Origin of the sequence: Rhizobium sp. NFR03 (assembly GCF_900111275.1) — a bacterium.
Classification (GTDB): domain Bacteria; phylum Pseudomonadota; class Alphaproteobacteria; order Rhizobiales; family Rhizobiaceae; genus Ferranicluibacter.
The window spans coordinates 461,365-482,205 of the sequence record NZ_FOGR01000004.1; the positions used below are offsets into that span (position 1 = coordinate 461,365).

The window sequence follows — 20,841 nt, forward strand, 5'->3', positions numbered from 1 at the left end:
ATTTGGAGACCATGAATTGAGCAATGACTGGAACAAGGGTGTGACGCTTGCGCTGGAAGGGCCGGGAACGTTTACCACGATCACCAACAATCAGCAGGCCTCCTGGGCGCTGATCGAAGACTGGCCGCTCGAAGACGGCGAAGCGCTGGATGCGGCGCTTCTGACGCTGGAGGCCGCGATGAAGGGCAAGAAGTCGGCGGAAGCCGCGCGGCTGTCCTTCATTGCCGCCGCCCATGAAGCGGGCATCGAGATCAAGGAATAGCGATCGGGCCGACGCCGAACCTCGATGGGAAAGTTCGAACCGCCTGTTACCGCGCGATCTTGGCAAATCCCTTTGCGAGGATCAGGCCGGTCGGTCTGCCGGTCGGGGAGCCGCCTGCCTGCTCCAGCGTGAGCTCGTAGAGCTGGCTGTCGTGCGGCTTGGGCAAGGAAGGCCCGTTCAGGCGCACAGAGCGGGCGTCATCGATGAGGCCGAGCGAGACCGGGCCGCGTTCGGCCGACGGCAGGGTCCAGACCTCGATCGTCTTGCCCTCGGGAACCTCGAAGTCCGTCAGCAGCCGCACGGCGGCTTTCTCGTTGCCGAAATCCTCCACGATCGCCTTCACATCGCCGGCCTCGTTGACGAGCACCGCGACGACGAGCGGTTCGACGGTGCGCATGAGGTTGAACGAGAGTGCCACGGCAAGGATGACGGCCGCGACCATGGCCGCGAGCGCCGTCGCCCGCCAGCCGCCAGGCCTGTTGTCGTTTGCCGTCGGCTTGTGCGCAGCCCCGGTCCGTGAACCCTGCGCCGGCAGCCCGGCTTCGATGCGGCTCCAGAGATCGTCACCGACGATGGCGGCCTCCGCCGTGTCGTCCAGCGGCAGAAACCGTTCCCGGCTGGCAGCGACGGCGGCCTTGAGGTCGGGATCGCGCTCCATGTTGGCTTCGACGCGCAGTCCGTCCGCCGCATCCAGAAGGCCCAGCACATATTCGTCGGCGATGACGCCGATATCGGTCCGGTTATCCGTCATGCCATGCACTCCCGCAAAGCGGAAAGGCCGCGCCGGATCCATGACTTCGTCGTGCCGAGCGGAATACGCAGCCGGCCGGCAATCTCGCCGTGGGAATAGCCGCCGATATAGGCCATGAGAATGCCGCGCCTTTTGGTTTCATCGAGCGCGCCCAGGCAATCGTGAAGGCGGGAGGTGCGATCGAGCTGGTGCCAGGCCGCCATGACGTGATCGACCTGATCGCGCTCGCGCAGGACCTCGACATCTTCGACGGTATATTCCCGCTTTCCGTCGCGCAGCAGGTTGAGGGCGCGGTTGCGAACGATGGCGTAGATCCAGCCGCGGGCAGAGCCGCGATCCGGCTGATACTGGTGGGCCTGCGTCCAGATGCGGATGAAGCTTTCCTGAACCACCTCTTCGGCAAGATCGCGGCGTCGCACGATGCGCTCGGCGACCGTCACCAGACGCCCGGCCTCCCGATCGAAGATGCCGCGCAATGCCGTGCGATCACCCTTGGCGCAGGCGGCCAGTGCCGTCGTCAGATCGTCCGGCGGTGAGCCCATCAACATGCAAGACCTTTTTCATTCCACATCGCGCCGTTGGCGCGTTCTTACCTACTCTACCCGCCCTACTCTACCCGCCCATGTGCGGAAATGGATGCGGCTTCAGATTATTTTTTACCTCCCTGCATCCAAACGCGCCTCCTCCCGTGTCTTCAAGACAGGAAGCATCGCCATACACGCGCAGATGCCTTCCCCAACACACGGGAGAATTCCATGAAGACCGTTCGTTTCGCCTTGATCGCCTCCACCCTTCTCGTTGCCGGCACCAGCAGCGTTTTTGCCGCGCCCGTCCTCGGCCTCACCGGCGATAAAACCCTCGTCATGTTCGACACGGAGAAGCCCGCCGTCACGAAGAGCATGGATGTTACGGGCGTCGACAAGCTCGTCGGCATCGACTTCCGCCCCGGAAACAAGACCGTGATCGGCGTCACCCCGGAGAACGAGATCGTCTCGATCAACCTTGAGACGGGTGCTGCGACGTCGGTCGCCAAGATGGACAAGATGCTGACGATGACGGCCGCGCCCGTGGTGGTCGATTTCAACCCGATGGCCGACCGTCTGCGCTTCATGACCGGCACTACCAACCACCGCGTCCACCCGGATACCGGCGCCGTCACGGTCGATGGCGCACTCGCATACGAGGACGGCGACATGCACAAGGGCGAGACGCCCGAAATCGTCGCTGCGGCCTACACGAACTCGATCGGCAAGCCGGAGAAGACAGCGATGTACAACATCGACGCGACGATCGGTGCCCTGATCCAGCAGACGAAGCCGAATGACGGCACCTTGAAAGCCATCGGCAAGCTCGGCCTGAAGGACAAGCCGGCCACCTACGCCTTCGACATCCAGGGCATGGCGGATGGCGGCAACGCTGCCTATCTCGCCGCCGGCAAGACGCTCTACACCGTCGATCTGAAAACCGGTGCCGCCACGCAGATCGGTGCGATCACCGGTCTTGACGGCGACCTCCGCGACATCGCGATCCTCCCTGCGATGTAATCGCAGCCCTCCCTGCGATGTAAGTTCTATAAAATGGTGCGGCCGCGCAGGTGTGCGGCCGCATATTCCAGGTCTCTATATGATCCGGATGCGGGGACCGTCGTCGCTGTGGCCGCGCACCGCGACGGATGCGCGCTCCACCAGCTGCGTTGGCAGGATGAGGTGTCGCGGCGCGCATTGCTCTCCGTTCAGCCGCTCGATCAGCATTTTCGCGGCCGCCTCTCCCATCTCGTAAACCGGCTGACGGACGACCGTGATGGGCGGCGTCGTCACCGCCGTCCATGCGGCATCATGGAATGTGACGAGCGAAAGCGCGCCCGGCATGTCGATCCCTTGCTCGCGGGCAACCTTGAAGATTTCCAGCGCGATGAGGCTGTCGGAGGCAATGATGGCGCTGGGGGGCGTGCCCTCCCGCAGCAGGTCGATCGTCAGGCGGCGCGTCGCGTCCGAGGTATTGGCACCCAGACGGACCCATCGGCGCATGTCTGCGATACCGGCCTCGGCACCGACCTCGAGGAACCCCTCGATGCGTTCGCGCACGGATGCGGTCAGGATGTCGCCCGTGTCACGGTAGAGATGGGTCGGCGTATCGCAGGCGGTGACATAAGCGATCTCGCGGTGGCCGCGCTCTACCAGAAGGCGGGTCAAGGCTTCCGCTGCCTGCCGGTCGTCCGCCGTGACGCTATCGACCGCGAGCGCGGCGATGGCGCGATCCAGAAGGACCAGCGGCCGGCCGGTCTGCCCGATCTCTTCGAGATGACCAACGGTGCTTTCCTGTGCCGGTGACACGATCAGGCCATCGACCCGCTTTGCCACCAGCGTGTTGATCGCCACGCGCTCGGCTTCGACATCCTCACCGGAATTGGCGAGGACCACATTGAAGCCGCTGGCGCGGGCGGCATCCGAAATCCCCCGCACGGCCGACCCGAAGAACGGGTTCTCGATGTCGCCGACGACGACGCCGATCGTTCCCGACCGGCCGGTGGTCATGCTGCGCGCCAGTTCGTTGGGGCGATAATCCAGCTCCTGCGCGGCCAGCATCACCGCGTCGCGCGCCTTGTCGCTGACAGTTCCGTAACCGCCAAGCACACGCGCAGCGGTGGCTTTCGATACGCCCGACAGTCGCGCCACGTCTGCGACCGTCGCGGCGGCCGTTTTCGGCTGAGGTTCTTTCATGCGCAGAGCTTTACAAGAGATGTTGACGACCGGTCAACGAGTATATATCAATCGTAAAGCCCCTAAGAGACCGGTCTCTTTTTCAAAGAAACCGGTCTCAGGCTCATCAGAACGAGAACGGCTCATGACATCATGATCACGCCGGAGGGAGATCCTCTGTCCGGCAAGGCCTCATCATGTCCTGCAAAGCCGATCCGCCCCAACCCCAGAGACGGAGAACCATCATGACCCCTGCAGCTTCGCCGAAAATCTCTCTCCCCGCACGCCTGCGAACGGCAGCCCTTGCCGTGACGCTCGCTCTGTCCGGCGGCCTCGTGCTTTCGGGCAATGTGGCCACATCGGCGCTGGCCGCCGAGAACCCCTACGGCCTGATCGACCCGCAAACCATCAGCGTGGGCACGATGGGCGATGCCAAGCCCTACACCTTCACCACGGTCGATGGCGGCTTCACGGGCTTCGACATCGAACTGTTCCTCGACGTCGCCAAGCGCATGGGCTTCACGAAGGATCAGGTCATTTTCACGGGCCAGGAATTCTCCGCTTTGATGCCGTCCGTTGCCAACGGCCGGTTCGACGTTGCCGTTGCCGCCATCGGCACGACCGACAAGCGCAAGCAGACGGTCGATTTCTCGGACGGCTATCTCGCCGGTTACCTCTCCGTCGTCACGCCGGAGGCCGCGATCACCGATGCAGCCTCTCTCAAGGGCAAGCGCCTCGGCGTCGTGCAGGGGACCTTGCAGGAGATCTATGCGGAAAAGACGTTCACCGGCACCGATCTCGTCAAGTTCCCGGACAATAACTCCGCGATTTCGGGCCTCAACAACGGCACCGTCGATGCGCATTTCCTCGATTACGAAGCCGCGAAGGACTATACGACACGCTACCCCACGCTGAAGGTCGCCATCAATATTCCGAGCTTCGACGCTCCGGCAGGCTTCGTCATCCGCAAGGGCAACGACGCTTTGCGGACGGCGTTCAACAAGGCTCTCCATGAGGCCATGCAGGACGGCACCTGGAAGACGCTTTACGAAAAGTGGTTCCCCGGCTCGCCGATGCCGGATGCCTACCTCCCCAAGAAGTGACGCCACCGAGCATGTCCGAAGCGGAATCGCTTCGGTTTCGGACAATGCGGAAAAACAGGTGACGAGAGCCGGTCGCATGTCGCGGCCGGGTATTCGTCCGCTGCCGCTTGGCCTTGCGTGTGCCGGCGGCGGCTGGAGACACTTTTAAGGAAGACCGCATGAACTGGTTCGATAATATCAGCCGGAGCTTCTTCGACTGGAACGCGATGGCCGAAGTTCTGCCGACGATGATCACGGTCGGGCTCAAGAACACCCTCATCCTCGCCTTCGCTTCCACGGTTTTCGGCGTCGTCATCGGCATGATCCTCGCCATCATGGGCATATCCCGCTCTGCATGGCTGCGCATTCCCGCCCGGCTCTACACCGATATCTTCCGCGGCCTTCCCGCCATCGTCACCATCCTGCTCATCGGCCAGGGTTTTGCGCGGATCGGGCGGGACCTGTTCGGCCCGTCTCCCTATCCGCTCGGCATTCTGGCGCTCAGTCTCATCGCCGGCGCCTATATCGGCGAAATCTTCCGCTCGGGCATCCAGAGCGTGGATCGCGGACAGATGGAGGCATCGCGGGCGCTCAGCATGAGCTATGGTCAGGGCATGCGCATCATCGTCGTGCCGCAGGGCGTGCGCCGGGTGCTGCCGGCACTGGTCAACCAGTTCATCGGCAATGTGAAGGATTCGAGCCTCGTCTACTTCCTCGGCCTTCTCGCCTCCGAACGCGAGATCTTCCGCGTGGGGCAGGATCAGGCCGTGGTTACGGGCAACCTTTCTCCGCTTCTTCTGGCCGGCGTCTTCTATCTGGTCATCACGGTGCCCCTGACGCATGTGGTCAACACCATCGACACGCGGCTGCGGATCGGCAAGCAGAAGACGACCACCGTCACGAGCGGGCTGGAGGAAGTCTCCGAACTCGACCGCGCGCAACAGACCAAGGACACCAGCGCCGTCTTCAAGGGCGGCAGCCTCGAGGTGCGCGACCTGACCATGGCCTATGGCGAGCTCGACGTGCTGAAGGGTGTCGATCTCACCGTCAAGCCGGGCAGCGTGACCTGCATCATCGGCCCGTCCGGCTCCGGCAAATCGACGCTGCTGCGTTGCCTCAACCGCCTTGTCGAGCCGAAAAGCGGAACGCTGCTGCTGGATGGCGACAGCATTCTCGCGATGAAGCCCGAGAAGCTGCGCCGCCGCGTCGGCATGGTGTTCCAGCACTTCAACCTCTTTCCCGATCACACGGCGCTCGACAACGTCATGCTGTCGCTCACCAAGATCAAGCATATGCCGCGCGATCAGGCCGAGCGGATCGCCATGGCCCGGCTTGCCGATGTCGGCCTTGCCAGCCGCCAGCATCACCGCCCCGGCGGGCTGTCCGGCGGACAGCAGCAGCGCGTCGCCATCGCCCGGGCGCTGGCCATGGAGCCGGAGGTCATCCTGTTCGACGAAGTCACGAGCGCGCTCGATCCGGAACTGGTCAAGGGCGTGCTGAACCTGATGGCGGATCTCGGACAACGCGGCATGACCATGGTGGTCGTCACCCACGAAATGGGCTTTGCCCGACGGGTGGCCGATCAGGTCGTGTTCATGGACGAAGGCCGCGTGGTGGAAGCCGGCACCCCGACGCAGATCTTCGACGACCCGCAAAGCCCGCGCCTGCGCCGCTTCCTTGCCGAAGTGTTGTGACACGCCCTTTTCCACTCTGCCGCCCGGCAGCCTGACGTTCGCTTTTCAGCAATAGCCAACACGAAAGACCTCCCATGCCCGACAACACCATCTCTTCCGCCGTCATCATCGGTGCCGGTATCTTCGGCGTCTCGACAGCCGTGCAGCTTCTGCGGCGCGGCGTGTCGGTCGTTCTCGTGAATGACGGCCCGGTCGCCAACGGCGCTTCCGGCCGCTCTCTGTCCTGGCTGAACTCCGCCCGCATGCGCTCCAATCCCTATCACCTGCTGCGCATGGCCGGCATCGACCGGTACAGGACGCTGGCGAGCCGGATCGGCCCTGTCGACTGGCTCCGCTTCGATGGCGGCCTGACCTGGGACGCGGAAGACGAGACCAACGAGATCGCGGCGGCCTATGCCCATGAAGTGTCGCTTGCCTACGACGCGCAGCATCTGGCGCCCGGCGATGTTGCCAAGGTGACGCCCGGCGTCGATGCCTCCGCCATCACCGGCAATGCGGCGATCTTCAATCCCGGCGAAGGCTGGGTCGATCTGCCATCGCTCATTGCGTTGCTGCTCGCCGATTTCACCGCTCTCGGCGGCACGCTCGTCACCACCGAGGGCGGCGCCAGCGTAATCATCGAGAACGACCGCGCAGCCGGTGTGCAAACCAAGGCCGGCGTACGGCATATGGCGGATGCCGTGCTGATTGCCACCGGTCCTGCCGTGCCCGCAATGGCTGCCGACCTCGGCGCAATCATCCTCGACGGCACCCCCGTCGCCCTCCTGCTGACGACGAAGCCGATCGACCATCCGCTGAAAGCCGTGCTCAACACGCCTCGCGTCGCCGTGCGTCCTGCTCCGGGCGGCGCCTTCGTCATCGATGCCGACTGGGCCGCAGACGAGGTCGTCTCGCATGCGGACGGTTCCTACGAGGTGAAAGACGCGACGATATCGGGCCTTCTGGCCGAGGCATCCAGGGTTCTTGCCGGTCATCCCAAGCTGGAGCTCGCGTCCTACGCCGCCGGGCGCAAGCCCATACCGGAAGATGGCGATCCGGTGCTGGGCGCGCTGGCGAACCTGCCCGGCTGCCATGTCGCCTTCAGCCACAGCGGCGCAACGCTCGGCCTCATCGTCGGCGAACTCACCGCCTATGAAATGGCAACCGGCGAGCGTCACCCGCTGCTCGAAACCTTCCGCCCGGAACGTTTCAGCGCCTGACGAAGCGCAGCGTGCGTCATGTCGTCGGGCGCGCTGCTGCCGCCGGACCACGAAGCCGCAATGGCTTGTGGCCAGATACTCGCACGGCCTCGTTCGCTTATACCGAGCGACCGAGCATGGTCAGTGCATTCTCGATGGCTGCACCCGAGGCCGTGTTGTCGAACACGCACCAGCTATCAGCTGCGAGCAAGCGGCGGACTCTCTCGATCTCCGGCTCGTCATAGCTGGAATAGTAGATTTTCGGTGCGCCGTGGAGCCGGACATAGACCGGTGGCATCGGGAACGTCTCGGCGGGCCAGACCGGCGCCGGGTCCGCAAGGACGCGGTCGATAGCGTGACATTCCAGCAGGGACAGGACGTCCGGGGACTGCCAGCTCTTGTGACGCGCCTCGATGACGATCCGCCCCTCGAACCTCTGGCGCAGCGCGAAAAGAGCTGACTCCACGACGGCAGGATCATAGCCGAGGCTCGGCGGCAGCTGGCAGAGGAGCGGTCCGATCTTGTTGCCAAGCGGCTCGATCTCCGTAAGGAAGCCATCGAACAACAGCCCGATCTCGATCAGCCGTTGCTCGTGAGTGATGGCCTTGGGGAGCTTCAGCGCAAAACGGAAGTCGTCCGGCACGCTATCCGCCCAGCGGGCGTAGGTGGACGTCCTGTGCGGCTTGTAGAACGTCGAGTTGACCTCGACGCCGTTGAACACCGAGGCATAGCGGGCCAATCCGGAACCTTCGGACGCGAAATGTCCGGCAACGATCCTCGGGATCGACCAAGCTGCTGTCGCGATGACCGGCATGTCCTCACCACGCGCCGCGAGACAAGATCCGGCTAACGGCTCGTCACATCGCGCGCCCCTGCCTCCCGAAATGCGGCCTGCGCCTTGTCGATATCGTCAAGGGAGAGATCGACGGAGACCTGAAGCTGACCATCAAGCGCCGCATCCGTTCGAACGCCGTCCCCTTCGCGGTTCTCGACATCGCCTCCCGACGGCTTCGTGCCTGCGGTGTTCTCCGAACCTTTTGCCTCGACGAAGACGTCAGATCGGTCGATGCCATATTGCTGAACGAGGTGCTCGATGGCGAGGTCGGCGGCTTCGCGCGTGTCGAAGGTGGCGGTAAGGGTTTTCACATTGTCGCTGGACATGCATCGTCTCCTGTTGCGTCACGGGAAACGGAATGGTGCTGCTGAGGTTCCCATGGGTAGATTCGCGAAGGTGCTGAAAGCGGGGCGCAGGCCTCTCACGTGTGGCCAAGGCAGATGCCCAGCCGCATATCGAGAACGGCCGTCTTGTCCGCAAGCTGTGACTGAAACCGTTCGGCGAGGAATAAGATGCGTCTGCGCCCATCCTGACAGAACGGCGTCCGTCAGTCTCCGAAACGCTGCCGGAGGAAGTTGAGCGCCTCTTCTGCCTCTTCCGCCGAGATCGTATGGCCGACACCGGGGAATATGCGTGATGTCACGGTAAAGCCTGCCGCTTCGAGCTGGCTTGCGGCGGCAACGGATGCGGCCGGTGGTATCGTCCGGTCGTTTCCGCCATGCATGAGGTAGATGGCCGTATCCGTCCCTGAGCGGGTGACAGGCGGGAATGGCATGAACCCCGCAAATGTGACGAGCGCGCCGACCTTCCAGCGCCCGGTGGCGACGGCATCGAGCGCCATGATGGCGCCTTGCGACACGCCGACGAACGCCACCCTGTCGAGATCGTTCTCGAATCCCTCCTTCTCGACGATGCCGCCGATGAGCGTATCGAATGCGCTGCGGGCAACCTTGATACGGTCGGGCCGCATGACCTGATCATCGACCGCGAACCATTGGTAGCCCTGGGATCTATGCCGAAAAGGCGCGTTGGGCGCGACGAACCGCGTCTCCGGCAGGCGCGATGTCCAGGCGTTTCCGATCTGCGCCATGACGCTCCCCGAGCCCCTTATGCCGTGGAGAAAGATGACGAGGCTGCGCGACGTTGCAGCGGAACGCCCTACAGCGCCCGCTGCCAGTGTGGTCTTGCCGACGAAGATGCTGATGGGAGAGGATGTCTCCTCGACGGCGGACCGTATCGAAGGCCCGCTGTCGGACGGTAACATCGTCGCTTCCGCATGCAGCGACATGAGAGCGAGCCACATCGCAACGATGCATGGAAAGGACCATGAGGGGAGAGCATTGACGCGAGCCATCGGTAGCCTTGGTTTCATCCAGCACCAGAATCTCTATGGCGACAAAACGTTCCGCCTCTTTGCGTCGCGAGCAATCATTTTCCGGCGTTTCCAACTCTTTCCCGCATGACCGCCGAAGAATACCCCACCGGCGAACATCGCGTCGCATGTTCCAAATACCGTCATTGCTGCACCTGCGTCATGCGCTCATGTTTATCAGCTAATTCTTTCAGTACCGAATCGTACGAATGGGGCGGAACATTCGGTATGGGTAAGTGTTTCCGATCCGAGACCTGAAACATGGTCTGGAATAGAGGACCCACACATGAAGAAGCTTTTTCTCGCTACGGCTATTCTTGCCGTTTCTGCGTTTGGCGTAAACGCCCAGACGACCCCGGCCCCTTCGGCAAACGGTGACACGCCAGCCGTTGCGACGCCTGATTCCGGCAATGCGACAGCACCCGTCGAAGGCGCGAACTCGTTCACCGAGGCGCAGGCCAAGGAACGTATCGAGGCCGCAGGCTACACGGAACTCAACGATCTGATGCTGGACGACAAGGGCATCTGGCAGGCGAAGGCCATGAAGGACGGGAAATCGGCAGCGGTTTCCATGGACTATCAGGGCAACATCGTTTCGAAATAATAAGCGCTCCTGCGCTGGAAAGTATGATCATGAAGACCGTTACAGGACTGTTCGACGACTATAGCGATGCAAGCACCGCCGTAAGCGCTCTGGAAGCTCGCGGCATCCATTCCGACAATATCAGCATCGTCTCCAACAATGCGGACGGCCGCTACAAGGATGGCGACCATGACAGCAACGCGGCGGAAGGTGCCGGTACCGGCGCTGGCATCGGCGCCGTGGTCGGTGGTGCGGGCGGGCTGCTGACAGGCCTCGGCATCATGGCGATCCCGGGCGTCGGCCCCGTCGTCGCTGCGGGCTGGCTTGCGGCTACGGCACTGGGTGCCGTTGCCGGCGCTGCCGCCGGTGGCGCGACAGGCGGCTTGATCGGCGCGCTCACATCGTCGGGTGTGGATGAAGACCATGCGCATGTCTATGCCGAGGGTGTTCGTCGCGGCGGCACGCTCGTAACTGCCAAGGTTGACGATGACATGCAGCCTGAAGCCGAAGCGATCCTCAAGAAGTCGAACTGGGTCGATCCCGTCGAGCGGCGCAATGCCTATACCCAGCAGGGCTGGACGAAGTTCGATGACACCGCTGCACCCTATGGCGCAACGGAAATCGAAGAAGAGCGCGCCCGCTATCCGCGTCGCACTCTGTAACGATCCGTCACATTCCAAAGCAAAGGGCCGGAGCAATCCGGCCCTTTCGCCATGCGTTCAGCATATGAAAACAGGGGCGCGTTCGACCGCGGCGAACCGGCTTTCTCGTTCGGCATCATCTTATCGGTGCCGGAGCGCCTTGCGTTCAGGCGCATCGGTCTCTATCTCATCAGCATACCAAAAAGCTCAAGGCTTGCGCTCGCTTTGCGAAGCGATTGCCCTGCGCGTCGTTTTTTAAAGGACATTCCCATGACCAATATCGATAAGCCGTACGAGCCCGTTTCGTTTGCCAAGAAGCACCGCATCTCCGTGGAGGACGCCACCGCCATCCTCAAGGAAGCTGCCGGCAACAAGAAGCTCGCGGACAAGGAAGGCCGCCGCGTCGCCGTCTGAGCGGTCACCCGGCCCGGCCTAACCTACCTCTTCATCAGCCATAACCTTGCCGTCGTTCGCCATATGGCGGACGGGAGTGTCGTGATGTAGCTTGGCCGGATCATCCAGCAGGCCAATACGATGTGCTGTTTGCCAACCCGCGACATCCCTACACGCGGCTGGTTGAGACGTCGCCGAGAGACCCCATGATAACGACAGAAACGCTTTTCACCAATGCCAGGCTGACGGATGGCGCGCTCTGCGACATCACCGTTGCCGAGGGACGGATCACGGCGATCGCGGCTGCGGGCATGCCGTCAGGCGTGGCCGACACGATCGATATCGGCGGTGCGCTGCTGGTGCCGTCCTTCGTCGAGGGGCATATCCACCTCGATACCAGCTTCTACGGCGACCGGTGGATTCCGCACAAACCCTGCACGGACGGGTTCGATGTGCACGAGCGGGTCGCGTTTCAGGCCGAAAACATGGCCTCTGCCACGCCGATGGACAAGCGCGCACGCGACCAGCTCGACCTCTGCATTGCCAACGGCTCCTTGCAGATGCGCAGCCATGTGATGGTGGACGGCTCCGTCGGGCTGACATCGCTGGAGACGATCCTTGCCGTGCGCGAGGATTACAAGGATAAGATCGACATCCAGCTCGTCGCCTTCCCGCAGTCCGGCATCCTCAAGAGCCCCGGGACGCCGGACCTGCTCGACGCGGCGCTCAGCCTCGGCGCCGATCTCATCGGCGGGCTCGATCCCGCAAGTTTCGACCGGGATGTGAACGGCCATCTCGATGTGGTCTTCGGTCTTGCCGAGAAGCACGGCGTCGATATCGACATCCACTTGCATGATGCGGGCTCGATGGGGGCTTTTACCATCGAGGAGATCTGCGCGCGCGCGACAGCGCTCGGCATGCAGGGCCACGTCACCGTCAGCCATGCCTATGGCCTCGGCGATCTCGCGCCCGATCCGGCCCGCAGGCTGGCGGCGAAGATCGCGCGCGCGGGCGTCGCGATCATGACCAACGCGCCCGGAAACCATGTCTTCCCGCCTGTGGCGCTTCTTCGCGACGAAGGTGTCGTGGTCTTCAGCGGTAGCGACAATATCCGCGATTCCTGGTGGCCTTACGGCGATGGCGACATGCTGCGCCGCGCCGAGATCATCGGCTACCGCTCCGGCTTCTACACGGACGCCGAGCTTGCCGCCGCCTTCGACGTGGTGACCGCGGCCGGCGCGAAGGCGCTGCGTCTGCAAGGCTACGGCATCGAGATCGGCGCGCAGGCCGACTTCGTCACGCTGGACGCCGACCACATCCCGCTCGCCGTCGTCTCGGTGCCCAAGGGGCGCCGGGTGTTCAAGGGCGGACGGCTGGTCGCCGAGAATGGGAAGGTGTTGCAGTAGACGGCAGAGCGCAAACGCCGACGTCCGCCACAAAAGCGACCATCCTCGCCGTTACGGGTCCCACTTCAACGAGGACCCCGACGATGCGCTTGTTTATGCTCACTCTTCCGATCGTAATGGCGACGACTGTCGTTCATGCGTCGTCCGACGACGCTTGGGCGAAGCTCGACCTGAAGGTCGCGGAGACCTGCGCGGCGGCGAGCGGGCTGAAACATGCGCATGTGTCGCAGATCATCGCGTTCGACGATTCGCTCGGCAAGGTCGCGACGCTCGTCAGCGGCGTCTTTCCGCAAAAGGCGCTGAAGGGCGCCCATGGCAAGATGCTCTGCATCTTCGACAAGGCTTCGGGCAAGACGTGGATCGACGAGGCCAAGGGCTGGAGCGCGCCGGATCTGCGCTGATCGCCATCGGCACTTTCGGCCCTGCTCCGACGGTGCTCGTCTAGGGCAGGCTCATCGTGCTTTTCTCCGCCATGGCGTGGCTGCTGCGCCGGTTCGGCACGCGGGACTGAGCCCGTTGCGATGCGCCGTCGCGCTTGCGGGCGTCCATGTCGTGCCGACACCGGCCATCGGCCATTCCAGCGCGTAGACAGGGGAACCCCCACCCGATCCGTCCGTTCACCTGGAATGCACGGACAACCGGTCGATCATGACATCCAAGACACGCGGTTACCTCTACGTCCTCCTCGCCGTCACCATCTTTGCGGGGCAGGATGCATTCTCCAAGCTGCTGGGTGAAAAGTACCCGCCCATCATGGTCGTCATGGTGCGCTTCTGGGCCTTTGCGGCGTTCGTCATAGTCATGGCAGCCTTTGCACCGGGCGGGCTCCGGCGCGCCTTCGTCACCCGGCGGCCGGTCCTGCAGATCTTTCGCGGCGTGCTCCTGGTCGGCGAGGTCGTCATCGTCGTCTTTGCCTTCATCGCGGCCGGCCTTGCCATGAGCCAGTCCATCCTGCAGGCAACGCCGTTGATCGTCACGGTTCTTTCCGTACCGCTGCTCGGCGAGAAGGTCGGCTGGCGGCGCGCCCTTGCAGTGGTGACCGGTCTGTTCGGCGTGCTGGTCATTATCAATCCACTGGCGGTCCAGTTCGATCTCCGCCTGCTCGTGCCGCTTGCTGCCGCCTTCATGTACGGCTTCTACAGCATCGCGACACGGGCGGTGAGCCGGGACGATTCCGCCATGACCAGCGTTCTCTATGCCGGCGTCTTCGGTGCACTGGCGGCAACGCTGGTCGGCCCGTTCTACTGGACGCCCATCGCGCCGGCGGACTGGCCCGCCATGATCGCGCTCTGCATCTGTGGCGCCACCAGCCATTATTTCCTCATCAAGGCCTATGGCCTGCTGACGGCGGTCGAGGTGCAGCCACTGACCTACCTGCAACTCGTGCTGAGTGGCGGCGTCGCGGTCCTGTTCTTCGGCGAAACGGTGACGCTCAACATGATCGTCGGCGCGTTCATCGTCGTCGGCGCGGGGCTCTTCACCGTCTGGCGCGAGCACCGGGTCGTTCAGCGAGCCGGGTAGACGTCGCTATCCCGGCTCGGCAAGCAGGCCGGTCGCAAGCGCTTGAAACGCCTCGATGGCTTTCGGCAGCACGCGCGCGGCGTCATCGCTCGCTGCGACCCACAGGGCAGCGTTGAGGGCGGCACCGCTCAGCAGGCGGGCGGCGGCCTCGGCATCGACAGGCTTGACGACGCCGGTTGCCATCAGCCGCTCGAGCGTGCGCCGCGTCACCTGCAAGCAGCTGTCCTGGCTCGGCCATTTCGACGGATCGCCCAACACGGCGGGCCCGTCGAGAAGCACGATCCGCTGCACGTCCGGATCGAGCGACATCTCGATATAGGCCGTGCCCTCGGCCAGAAGTCCCGCCCAGTCATCCGCCATTCCGGCACCCACCGCTTGAGCGCGCGCCGCCATCTCCCCGTCGATCTGATCGACCACAGCGGCGAGCAGTCCCTTCTTGTCGCCGAAATTGTGGTAGAGCGCGCCGCGCGTGAGCCCCACCTCGGCCGTCAGCTCGTCCATGGACGCCGCCGCATAGCCCTTGTCCGCAAAGGCTCGCCGTCCGGCCGCAATCAGCTTTGCCCGGTTTTCCTCCATCGTTTCCGCACGTGTTTTCGCCATCTCGACCCCTTCTTTCACATACGCAGCGTATCTGTATTTGACATACGCCTCGTACGCGACTACATCTGTGCATACGCACCGTATCTGAAATCTCCGCCCATCGGAAGCGTGCTGCGATGCGGACGCCCATCCATCAAAGGATCACTCGATGACCACCCGCCAAGCCATCTTCCCGAAAGACCGCCACGCGCTTTATGAGAAACACCACTATTCCGCCGCCATCCGCTCCGGTGAACTCTTGTTCGTTTCCGGTCAGGTCGGCAGCCGCATCGACGGCTCGCCCGAGCCGGATTTCGCCGCACAGGTGGAACGCGCCTTTGAAAATCTGAAGGAAACACTTGCCGCCGCCGGTTGCACGTTCGAGGACGTGCTGGATGTAACGACCTTCCATACCGATCCGGAGCATCAGTTCGAAACCATTCTGCCGATCAAGGACCGCTATTTCGGGACGAAGCCCTACCCGGCATGGACCGCCCTCGGCGTCACCTGGCTTTCCGGCTTCGACTTCGAAATCAAGGTTATCGCCCGCATTCCCTGAGCGGGCGAAAGCCATAGAGCCGGCTCCCTGAAAGCCCGAGCCGGCTCTGTCTAGCCTGAGTGCCGTCAGACCTGCGCGAGGCCACCATCCACGAACACTTCGCCGCCCGTCATGAAGCTGCTGTCGGCGGAGGCGAGGAAGGCAGCGACAGCGCCGGTTTCGGCCGGATCTCCCACGCGGCCGAGAACGGTGGTCGCGCCGATCGCGTCCATGCCTTCGGCACCCAGCACCTCCTGCGCAAGCTCAGTGGAGATCGGCCCCGGCGACATGACGTTGACGCGGATGCCGGTGGCCCTGAGATCGAGTGCCCAGCTGCGTGCCAGATTGCGCACGGCCGCCTTCGTGGCGCTGTAGACGCTGAAGGCCGGTGTGCCCATGACCCCAGTGCTGGAGCCGGTCAGGATGATCGAGCCGCCGGCGCCCATCAGCGGCAGTGCCTTCTGCACGGTGAAGATCAGCCCCTTCACGTTAAGGTCGAAGGTCTCGTCCACATGCTCCGGCGTGATGCTCCCGAGCGCCGCAAACGCTCCTGTGCCTGCATTGGCAAGCACGATATCAAGCCCGCCGCGCTCGGTCTTCACGGTTTCATAAAGGCGGTCGAGATCGGGCAGATGCGTGACCGAACCCTGCACGGCGCGTGCCGAAGGCCCGAGCTGCTGGACGGCCGCATCCAGTATCTCCTGCCGCCGGCCGAAGATATAGACGAAGGCGCCTTCCTCGACGAAGCGCTTGGCCGCTCCGAGTCCGATGCCGGTTGCGCCGCCTGTGATGACGGCTGTTTTCCCTGTCAGTCTGCTCATGACGTTCTCCTTGGTTGAGACCATACCAAGGTGGCCAGACACACACCTGTTGACAAGTATGCACCTTTTGGTAAGTACCTATCATGGCCACAGAAATGCAAAAACAACCTCTGTCGGAGCCCCGCAGCTGCACCCCGACCTTGCCCGGCTTCACCTGCGGGCTGGATGCGACCCTGCGGGTGATCTCCGGCAAGTGGAAACCGCTGATCCTTTACTTCGTCGCACAGGGCGGCCCTACCCGCTATGGCGCCCTGCGCCGCGCGGTGCGCGATGTCAGCGACAAGATGCTGATCCAGCAATTGAAGGAACTGGAGGCCGACGGCCTCGTGAAACGCACCGATTACAAGGAAATCCCGCCACGCGTGGATTACAGCCTGACCCCGCTCGGGCACAGCCTCGCGCAGGCGCTCGTGCCACTCTGCACCTGGGGCACCGAGAATATGGCCGAAGTCACGCGGGTCTTTGCCGAACGGGAGGCCGTAGCCCTGTGGGACCAGACCCGGCGCGAGCGGCAGGACAGCTGAACGCGACGCCTACGAAAGGCCTTGCCCGTCCCGCCTTGTCCTGATGAAGTCGATGAAGGCGCGCAGCGGGGTGGGGACGAGGCGGCGGCCGGGATAGTAGAGGAAGGGGCCGGGGAAGCCTGACCACCAGTCTTCGAGCACCGGCTCCAGCGCTCCGCTGTCGAAATGCGGCTGCAGCCAGTCTTCGAACAGCGAGACGATGCCGATCCCTTCGATGGCTGCGGCAACGCCGAGATCCGAGCCGCCGCCAGCCTGCACGACGAGCTGCGGCGATGGATCGACGCGCACTGTCTCCTCCCCACGCTCGAATTCCCAAGGGGTGACGGAACGCCCGGCAAAGCGGCTGCGGATGCAGGTATGCGCCAGCAGGTCGCTTGGATGCGCCGGTCGGCCTCTGGCATCGAGATAGGCCGGCGAGGCCGCGGCGGCAAAGCGCTGGATGCGCGGACCGATCGGCACCGCAATCATGTCCTGCTCCAGCCGCTCGTCATAACGGATGCCGGCATCGCAGCCGGCGGCGTTGATGTCGACGAAGCTCTCGTCCGTCATGATTTCGAGCCGGATATCGGGATAGGCCTTGAGGAAGGCCGGCACGATCTGCGGCAGGATCAGCCGCGCCGCGCTGATCGGCACATTCAGCTTGAGGCTTCCCGCAGGCTTGTCGCCGAGGCTGACGACATGTCGAAGCGCCGCGTCGATTTCCCGCATTGCCGGGTTCACCCGCTCCATCAGCGCCCGTCCCGCGTCCGTGGGTGCCACGCTGCGCGTCGTCCGGTTGAGAAGCCGGATGCCGAGCTGGGTTTCGAGCCGGCGAACGGCGTCGCTGAGGGCCGATGCGCTGGTGCCCGACGCTCTTGCCGCTTCGCGAAACCCGCAGGCGGAGGCCACGGCCAGAAACGCCTTCACGTCATCCATATCGAATGCGTCACCCTGCACGATATCTCTCCACTGTCCGCCAACCCGCACAACCCGTTCTCATTACCACGGATTATCAAGCGGCGGGCGCTGCCATATCTTGCTTTCATCGACACAAGGAGACTTTCATGACCGACATCAAAAAGGCAGGCACGTTCCGGCTCGGCAGTTACACCGTGACGCGTCTCGGCTACGGCGCGATGCAGCTTGCGGGGAAAGGGGTTTTCGGACCGCCGCGAGACCGCGCGGAGACCGTCGCTGTTCTGCGGGAGGCCATCGGGAGCGGGGTCGATCATATCGATACGAGCGATTTTTATGGCCCGCATATCACCAACCAGATCATCCGCGAGGCGCTGCATCCCTATCCGGATCATCTCGTCATCGTCACCAAGGTCGGTGCCGTGCGCGGTGCCGACGCCTCATGGAATCCCGCTTTCTCCAGGCAGGCGTTGACCCGGGCAGTGCACGAGAACCTCGAAAACCTCGGGCTGGAGACGTTGCCCGTCGTCAACCTGCGCGCCATGTTCGACGTGCATGGACCGGCAGAGGGCTCGATCGAGGCGCCCCTTTCGGTGCTGATGGAGCTGCAGGCGCAGGGCCTCATCCGCCATATCGGCCTGTCGAACGTCACGCCCACGCAGATCGCCGAGGGCCTGGGGATGACCGACATCGTCTGCGTGCAGAACCAGTATAATCTTGCCCACCGCGGCGACGACGCCCTGATCGACGACCTCGCGGCCGCGGGCACGGCCTATGTGCCCTTCTTCCCCCTCGGCGGCTTCTCGCCCTTGCAGTCGGCAGCGCTGAGCGATGCCGCAAGCGAACTGGGCGCCACGCCCATGCAGGTGGCCCTGGCGTGGCTTCTCGCCCGCGCGCCCAATATCCTTCTGATCCCCGGCACCTCTTCCCGCGTTCATTTGCGCGAAAACCTGGCCGCCGCCGATCTGGAGCTTCCGGCCGACATCCTCTCACGCCTCGACGCAATCGGGGCCGCGGGCTGATCCCGTTCAGCGCTCAGGCGACGTTTGCCCGGTTCGCCGTCTGCTGCCCGCCGATCTCATGCGCGTTGACCATGGCGCCCGCGAGCTGGCGGAAGCTGACCGTGCCCACGGGCTTGCCGGCAGCGTCCACCACGGTGGCATCGTCTTCGGGCGTGGCAACGAGGATGCGGAGCGCTTCCTCGATCGTGACGTCGGAAGCGATCGTGCGGGCGGGTGCATGGCCCTGCGACGGTGTGCGCAGCGGGGTCATCACGGCTTCCACATGCACCACGCGGCCGCGGTTCACCTCGCGCACGAAGCTTGCGACATAGTCGTCGGCCGGGCGCAGCACGATGTCCTGGCTCGTCCCCTGCTGGATCACCTCGCCGTCGCGCAGGATGGCGATCTGGTCGCCGAGGCGCAGGGCCTCATCGAGGTCGTGCGTGATGAAGACGATCGTCTTGCGGATCTCGGCCTGGATGTCGAGAAGCACCGACTGCATGTCCATGCGGATCAGGGGGTCGAGCGCGGAATAGGCCTCGTCCATGAGGAGCACGGGCGCATCGTTGGACAGCGCGCGGGCCAGCCCCACGCGCTGCTGCATGCCGCCGGAGAGCTGGTTGGGGTACTTGCTCTCAAAGCCCTTCAGTCCGACACGCTCCAGCCAGCGCATGGCGATGTCGCGCGATCTGGCGCGCTCGATGCCCTGGATCTCAAGGCCGAACATGGTGTTGTCGAGCACGCTGCGATGCGGCAGCAGCGCGAACTTCTGGAACACCATCGCCGTCTGGTGGCGCCGGAAGCTGCGCAATTCGGCAGCGCCCATCTTCACCACGTCGACGCCATCCACCAGCACCTCGCCGGCCGTCGGGTCGATCAGCCGGTTGATGTGTCGGATCAGCGTGGACTTGCCGGAACCCGACAGGCCCATGATCACCTGGATAGAGCCCGAGGCGATCTCGATATTGATGTCGCGAAGGCCGAGCACATGGCCGTGCACGGCGTTGAGCTCAGTCTTCGTCATGCCGTTGCGCACCGCATCCACATGGGCGGCGGCATTGGGGCCGAAGATCTTGTAGAGATTGCGCACGGCGATGCCGCCGAATGTCGTGTGGAGAGCGGGATCAGCCATGAACGATCTCCCGGTGCTTCTGGAGCCGCTTGCCATAGGCCTGGCTGACGCGGTCGAAGATGATGGCGATGCCGACGATGGCGAGCCCGTTGAACATGCCGAGCGTGAAATACTGGTTGGCGATGGCTTTCAGCACCGGCTGTCCCAGCCCCTGCACGCCGATCATCGAGGCGACCACGACCATGGCGAGCGCCATCATGATCGTCTGGTTGATGCCGGCCATGATGGTGGGCAGCGCCAGCGGCAGCTGCACCTTGAACAGCTTTTGCCGCTCCGAGGTACCGAACGCGTCGGCCGCCTCCAGCACGTCCTTGTCCACGAGCCGGATGCCGAGGTCCGTCAGCCGGATCATCGGCGGAATGGCGTAGATGACGACGGCGATCAGGCCGGGCACGCGGCCGATGCCGAGCAGCATGACGACCGGAATGAGATAGACGAAACTCGGCATGGTCTGCATCACGTCGAGGATCGGGTTGACGATCCGCTGGAACGTGTTCGAGCGCGCCATGAGAATGCCGATGGGCAAGCCGACGGCGATGGAGAGCACCGTGCAGACGAAGATCATCGCCACAGTGCGCATCGTGTCGGTCCACATGTCGAAATAGCCGATGAGCAGCAGCGTCACGAGACAGCCGAGCACGATCTTCGCGTTGCGGCTGGCAAACCAGGCGATCACGAGAATGATCGCCGTGATGATGGGCCATGGCGTCTGCGTCATGAAACGATCGGTGGCGAGCAGGAAGCTCTGGAGCGGCGAGAACAGCGTCTCGATCGCGTCGCCATAGGTGCGGGTGAAGCCCCGGAATCCTTCGTCGATGGCTTTCTTCAGATTGCGAAGCGCGTCGTCATCCATATGTGGAAATGTGTAAAACCATTCCATGCGGGTTCCTTTCTCTGGAAGGAGCCGTGCGACGTCTTTTTCTTCTTCTGACGGC

25 protein-coding genes and 1 pseudogene are annotated in these 20,841 nt (G+C 63.7%); 15 read left to right on the plus strand and 11 right to left on the minus strand.

What is annotated here, in order from left to right; translation table 11 throughout:
- The first annotated feature begins 16 nt into the window (after positions 1 to 16).
- Positions 17 to 262: a DUF982 domain-containing protein gene (locus BSG19_RS15300; RefSeq protein ID WP_092937298.1), complete on the plus strand. Its 246-nt coding sequence runs from the start codon at positions 17 to 19 to the stop codon at positions 260 to 262.
- Between the two features lie 46 nt (positions 263 to 308).
- Here the strand turns inward: BSG19_RS15300 and BSG19_RS15305 are convergent, their stop codons facing one another.
- The gene (locus BSG19_RS15305) at positions 309 to 1,013 is read right to left on the minus strand and encodes an anti-sigma factor (RefSeq protein ID WP_092988869.1); all 705 of its coding nucleotides are present in this window, start codon (positions 1,011 to 1,013) and stop codon (positions 309 to 311) included.
- On the minus strand, positions 1,010 to 1,555 hold the full coding sequence (locus tag BSG19_RS15310) for a sigma-70 family RNA polymerase sigma factor (RefSeq protein WP_092989107.1): 546 nt from the start codon (positions 1,553 to 1,555) through the stop codon (positions 1,010 to 1,012). The genes BSG19_RS15305 and BSG19_RS15310 overlap by 4 nt, the downstream gene beginning before the upstream one ends.
- Before the next feature lie 213 nt (positions 1,556 to 1,768).
- On the opposite strand from BSG19_RS15310, the gene BSG19_RS15315 reads away from it, so the two are divergent.
- A complete protein-coding gene (locus tag BSG19_RS15315; RefSeq protein ID WP_092988870.1) occupies positions 1,769 to 2,557 on the plus strand; it encodes a DUF4394 domain-containing protein in 789 nt (262 codons plus the stop codon).
- 75 nt (positions 2,558 to 2,632) lie between these two features.
- On the opposite strand, the gene BSG19_RS15320 is transcribed toward BSG19_RS15315, so the two are convergent.
- Positions 2,633 to 3,733 carry a LacI family DNA-binding transcriptional regulator gene (locus BSG19_RS15320; protein ID WP_092988871.1) on the minus strand — a complete coding sequence of 367 codons (1,101 nt, stop codon included), beginning with the start codon at positions 3,731 to 3,733 and terminating at the stop codon, positions 2,633 to 2,635.
- 224 nt (positions 3,734 to 3,957) lie between these two features.
- Between BSG19_RS15320 and BSG19_RS15325 the strand changes: the two genes are divergently transcribed.
- The 3 genes from BSG19_RS15325 (at position 3,958) to BSG19_RS15335 (ending at position 7,687) form a co-directional block, all read left to right on the plus strand.
- Positions 3,958 to 4,815 carry an ABC transporter substrate-binding protein gene (locus tag BSG19_RS15325; RefSeq protein WP_092988872.1) on the plus strand — a complete coding sequence of 286 codons (858 nt, stop codon included), beginning with the start codon at positions 3,958 to 3,960 and terminating at the stop codon, positions 4,813 to 4,815.
- A 158-nt stretch (positions 4,816 to 4,973) separates the two neighbouring features.
- Positions 4,974 to 6,488, plus strand: coding sequence for an amino acid ABC transporter permease/ATP-binding protein (locus BSG19_RS26525; protein WP_092988873.1), 1,515 nt, complete (start codon positions 4,974 to 4,976; stop codon positions 6,486 to 6,488).
- Positions 6,489 to 6,562: 74 nt separating this feature from the next.
- Positions 6,563 to 7,687 carry an NAD(P)/FAD-dependent oxidoreductase gene (locus tag BSG19_RS15335; protein ID WP_092988874.1) on the plus strand — a complete coding sequence of 375 codons (1,125 nt, stop codon included), beginning with the start codon at positions 6,563 to 6,565 and terminating at the stop codon, positions 7,685 to 7,687.
- Positions 7,688 to 7,784: 97 nt separating this feature from the next.
- Here BSG19_RS15335 and BSG19_RS15340 read toward each other — a convergent pair whose 3' ends face one another.
- The 3 genes from BSG19_RS15340 to BSG19_RS15350 form a co-directional block, all read right to left on the minus strand.
- Positions 7,785 to 8,480 (minus strand): DUF72 domain-containing protein, encoded by a 696-nt coding sequence (locus BSG19_RS15340; protein WP_092988875.1) that lies wholly within the window; start codon positions 8,478 to 8,480, stop codon positions 7,785 to 7,787.
- A 32-nt stretch (positions 8,481 to 8,512) separates the two neighbouring features.
- Positions 8,513 to 8,827, minus strand: coding sequence for a hypothetical protein (locus BSG19_RS15345; RefSeq protein WP_092988876.1), 315 nt, complete (start codon positions 8,825 to 8,827; stop codon positions 8,513 to 8,515).
- A 221-nt stretch (positions 8,828 to 9,048) separates the two neighbouring features.
- On the minus strand, positions 9,049 to 9,765 hold the full coding sequence (locus BSG19_RS15350) for an alpha/beta hydrolase (protein ID WP_092989108.1): 717 nt from the start codon (positions 9,763 to 9,765) through the stop codon (positions 9,049 to 9,051).
- 394 nt (positions 9,766 to 10,159) lie between these two features.
- Between BSG19_RS15350 and BSG19_RS15355 the strand changes: the two genes are divergently transcribed.
- The 7 genes and pseudogenes from BSG19_RS15355 to BSG19_RS15380 all read left to right on the plus strand — a co-directional run bounded on the left by BSG19_RS15355 (position 10,160) and on the right by BSG19_RS15380 (position 14,417).
- A complete protein-coding gene (locus BSG19_RS15355) occupies positions 10,160 to 10,477 on the plus strand; it encodes a hypothetical protein (RefSeq protein WP_092988877.1) in 318 nt (105 codons plus the stop codon).
- Positions 10,478 to 10,506: 29 nt separating this feature from the next.
- Positions 10,507 to 11,118 carry a general stress protein gene (locus BSG19_RS15360; protein ID WP_092989109.1) on the plus strand — a complete coding sequence of 204 codons (612 nt, stop codon included), beginning with the start codon at positions 10,507 to 10,509 and terminating at the stop codon, positions 11,116 to 11,118.
- Between the two features lie 249 nt (positions 11,119 to 11,367).
- On the plus strand, positions 11,368 to 11,511 hold the full coding sequence (locus tag BSG19_RS26105) for a hypothetical protein (protein ID WP_170865994.1): 144 nt from the start codon (positions 11,368 to 11,370) through the stop codon (positions 11,509 to 11,511).
- Between the two features lie 15 nt (positions 11,512 to 11,526).
- A pseudogene (locus tag BSG19_RS26390) lies at positions 11,527 to 11,675 on the plus strand (ABC transporter ATP-binding protein); the annotation flags it as partial.
- A gap of 21 nt (positions 11,676 to 11,696) precedes the next feature.
- On the plus strand, positions 11,697 to 12,896 hold the full coding sequence (locus BSG19_RS15370) for an amidohydrolase family protein (RefSeq protein WP_092988879.1): 1,200 nt from the start codon (positions 11,697 to 11,699) through the stop codon (positions 12,894 to 12,896).
- A gap of 83 nt (positions 12,897 to 12,979) precedes the next feature.
- A complete protein-coding gene (locus tag BSG19_RS15375) occupies positions 12,980 to 13,297 on the plus strand; it encodes a hypothetical protein (RefSeq protein ID WP_092988880.1) in 318 nt (105 codons plus the stop codon).
- A gap of 247 nt (positions 13,298 to 13,544) precedes the next feature.
- Positions 13,545 to 14,417: a DMT family transporter gene (locus tag BSG19_RS15380; protein ID WP_092988881.1), complete on the plus strand. Its 873-nt coding sequence runs from the start codon at positions 13,545 to 13,547 to the stop codon at positions 14,415 to 14,417.
- 6 nt (positions 14,418 to 14,423) lie between these two features.
- Here BSG19_RS15380 and BSG19_RS15385 read toward each other — a convergent pair whose 3' ends face one another.
- Positions 14,424 to 15,017, minus strand: a complete 594-nt coding sequence (locus tag BSG19_RS15385; RefSeq protein WP_092988882.1) for a TetR/AcrR family transcriptional regulator — start codon at positions 15,015 to 15,017, stop codon at positions 14,424 to 14,426.
- A 148-nt stretch (positions 15,018 to 15,165) separates the two neighbouring features.
- Here BSG19_RS15385 and BSG19_RS15390 point away from each other — a divergent pair, with 148 nt between their 5' ends.
- Positions 15,166 to 15,555, plus strand: a complete 390-nt coding sequence (locus BSG19_RS15390; protein ID WP_092988883.1) for a RidA family protein — start codon at positions 15,166 to 15,168, stop codon at positions 15,553 to 15,555.
- A gap of 65 nt (positions 15,556 to 15,620) precedes the next feature.
- Here the strand turns inward: BSG19_RS15390 and BSG19_RS15395 are convergent, their stop codons facing one another.
- A complete protein-coding gene (locus BSG19_RS15395; protein WP_092988884.1) occupies positions 15,621 to 16,355 on the minus strand; it encodes an SDR family NAD(P)-dependent oxidoreductase in 735 nt (244 codons plus the stop codon).
- A 95-nt stretch (positions 16,356 to 16,450) separates the two neighbouring features.
- On the opposite strand from BSG19_RS15395, the gene BSG19_RS15400 reads away from it, so the two are divergent.
- Positions 16,451 to 16,879 (plus strand): winged helix-turn-helix transcriptional regulator, encoded by a 429-nt coding sequence (locus BSG19_RS15400; protein WP_092989110.1) that lies wholly within the window; start codon positions 16,451 to 16,453, stop codon positions 16,877 to 16,879.
- A 9-nt stretch (positions 16,880 to 16,888) separates the two neighbouring features.
- Here the strand turns inward: BSG19_RS15400 and BSG19_RS15405 are convergent, their stop codons facing one another.
- Positions 16,889 to 17,794, minus strand: a complete 906-nt coding sequence (locus BSG19_RS15405) for a LysR family transcriptional regulator (protein ID WP_092989111.1) — start codon at positions 17,792 to 17,794, stop codon at positions 16,889 to 16,891.
- Between the two features lie 128 nt (positions 17,795 to 17,922).
- Between BSG19_RS15405 and BSG19_RS15410 the strand changes: the two genes are divergently transcribed.
- Positions 17,923 to 18,795: an aldo/keto reductase family oxidoreductase gene (locus BSG19_RS15410; RefSeq protein WP_092988885.1), complete on the plus strand. Its 873-nt coding sequence runs from the start codon at positions 17,923 to 17,925 to the stop codon at positions 18,793 to 18,795.
- Between the two features lie 13 nt (positions 18,796 to 18,808).
- On the opposite strand, the gene BSG19_RS15415 is transcribed toward BSG19_RS15410, so the two are convergent.
- Both BSG19_RS15415 and BSG19_RS15420 read right to left on the minus strand, forming a co-directional pair.
- The gene (locus tag BSG19_RS15415; protein WP_092988886.1) at positions 18,809 to 19,906 is read right to left on the minus strand and encodes a quaternary amine ABC transporter ATP-binding protein; all 1,098 of its coding nucleotides are present in this window, start codon (positions 19,904 to 19,906) and stop codon (positions 18,809 to 18,811) included.
- Positions 19,899 to 20,786, minus strand: coding sequence for an ABC transporter permease (locus tag BSG19_RS15420; RefSeq protein ID WP_092988887.1), 888 nt, complete (start codon positions 20,784 to 20,786; stop codon positions 19,899 to 19,901). The genes BSG19_RS15415 and BSG19_RS15420 overlap by 8 nt, the downstream gene beginning before the upstream one ends.
- Between the last annotated feature and the right edge of the window lie 55 nt (positions 20,787 to 20,841).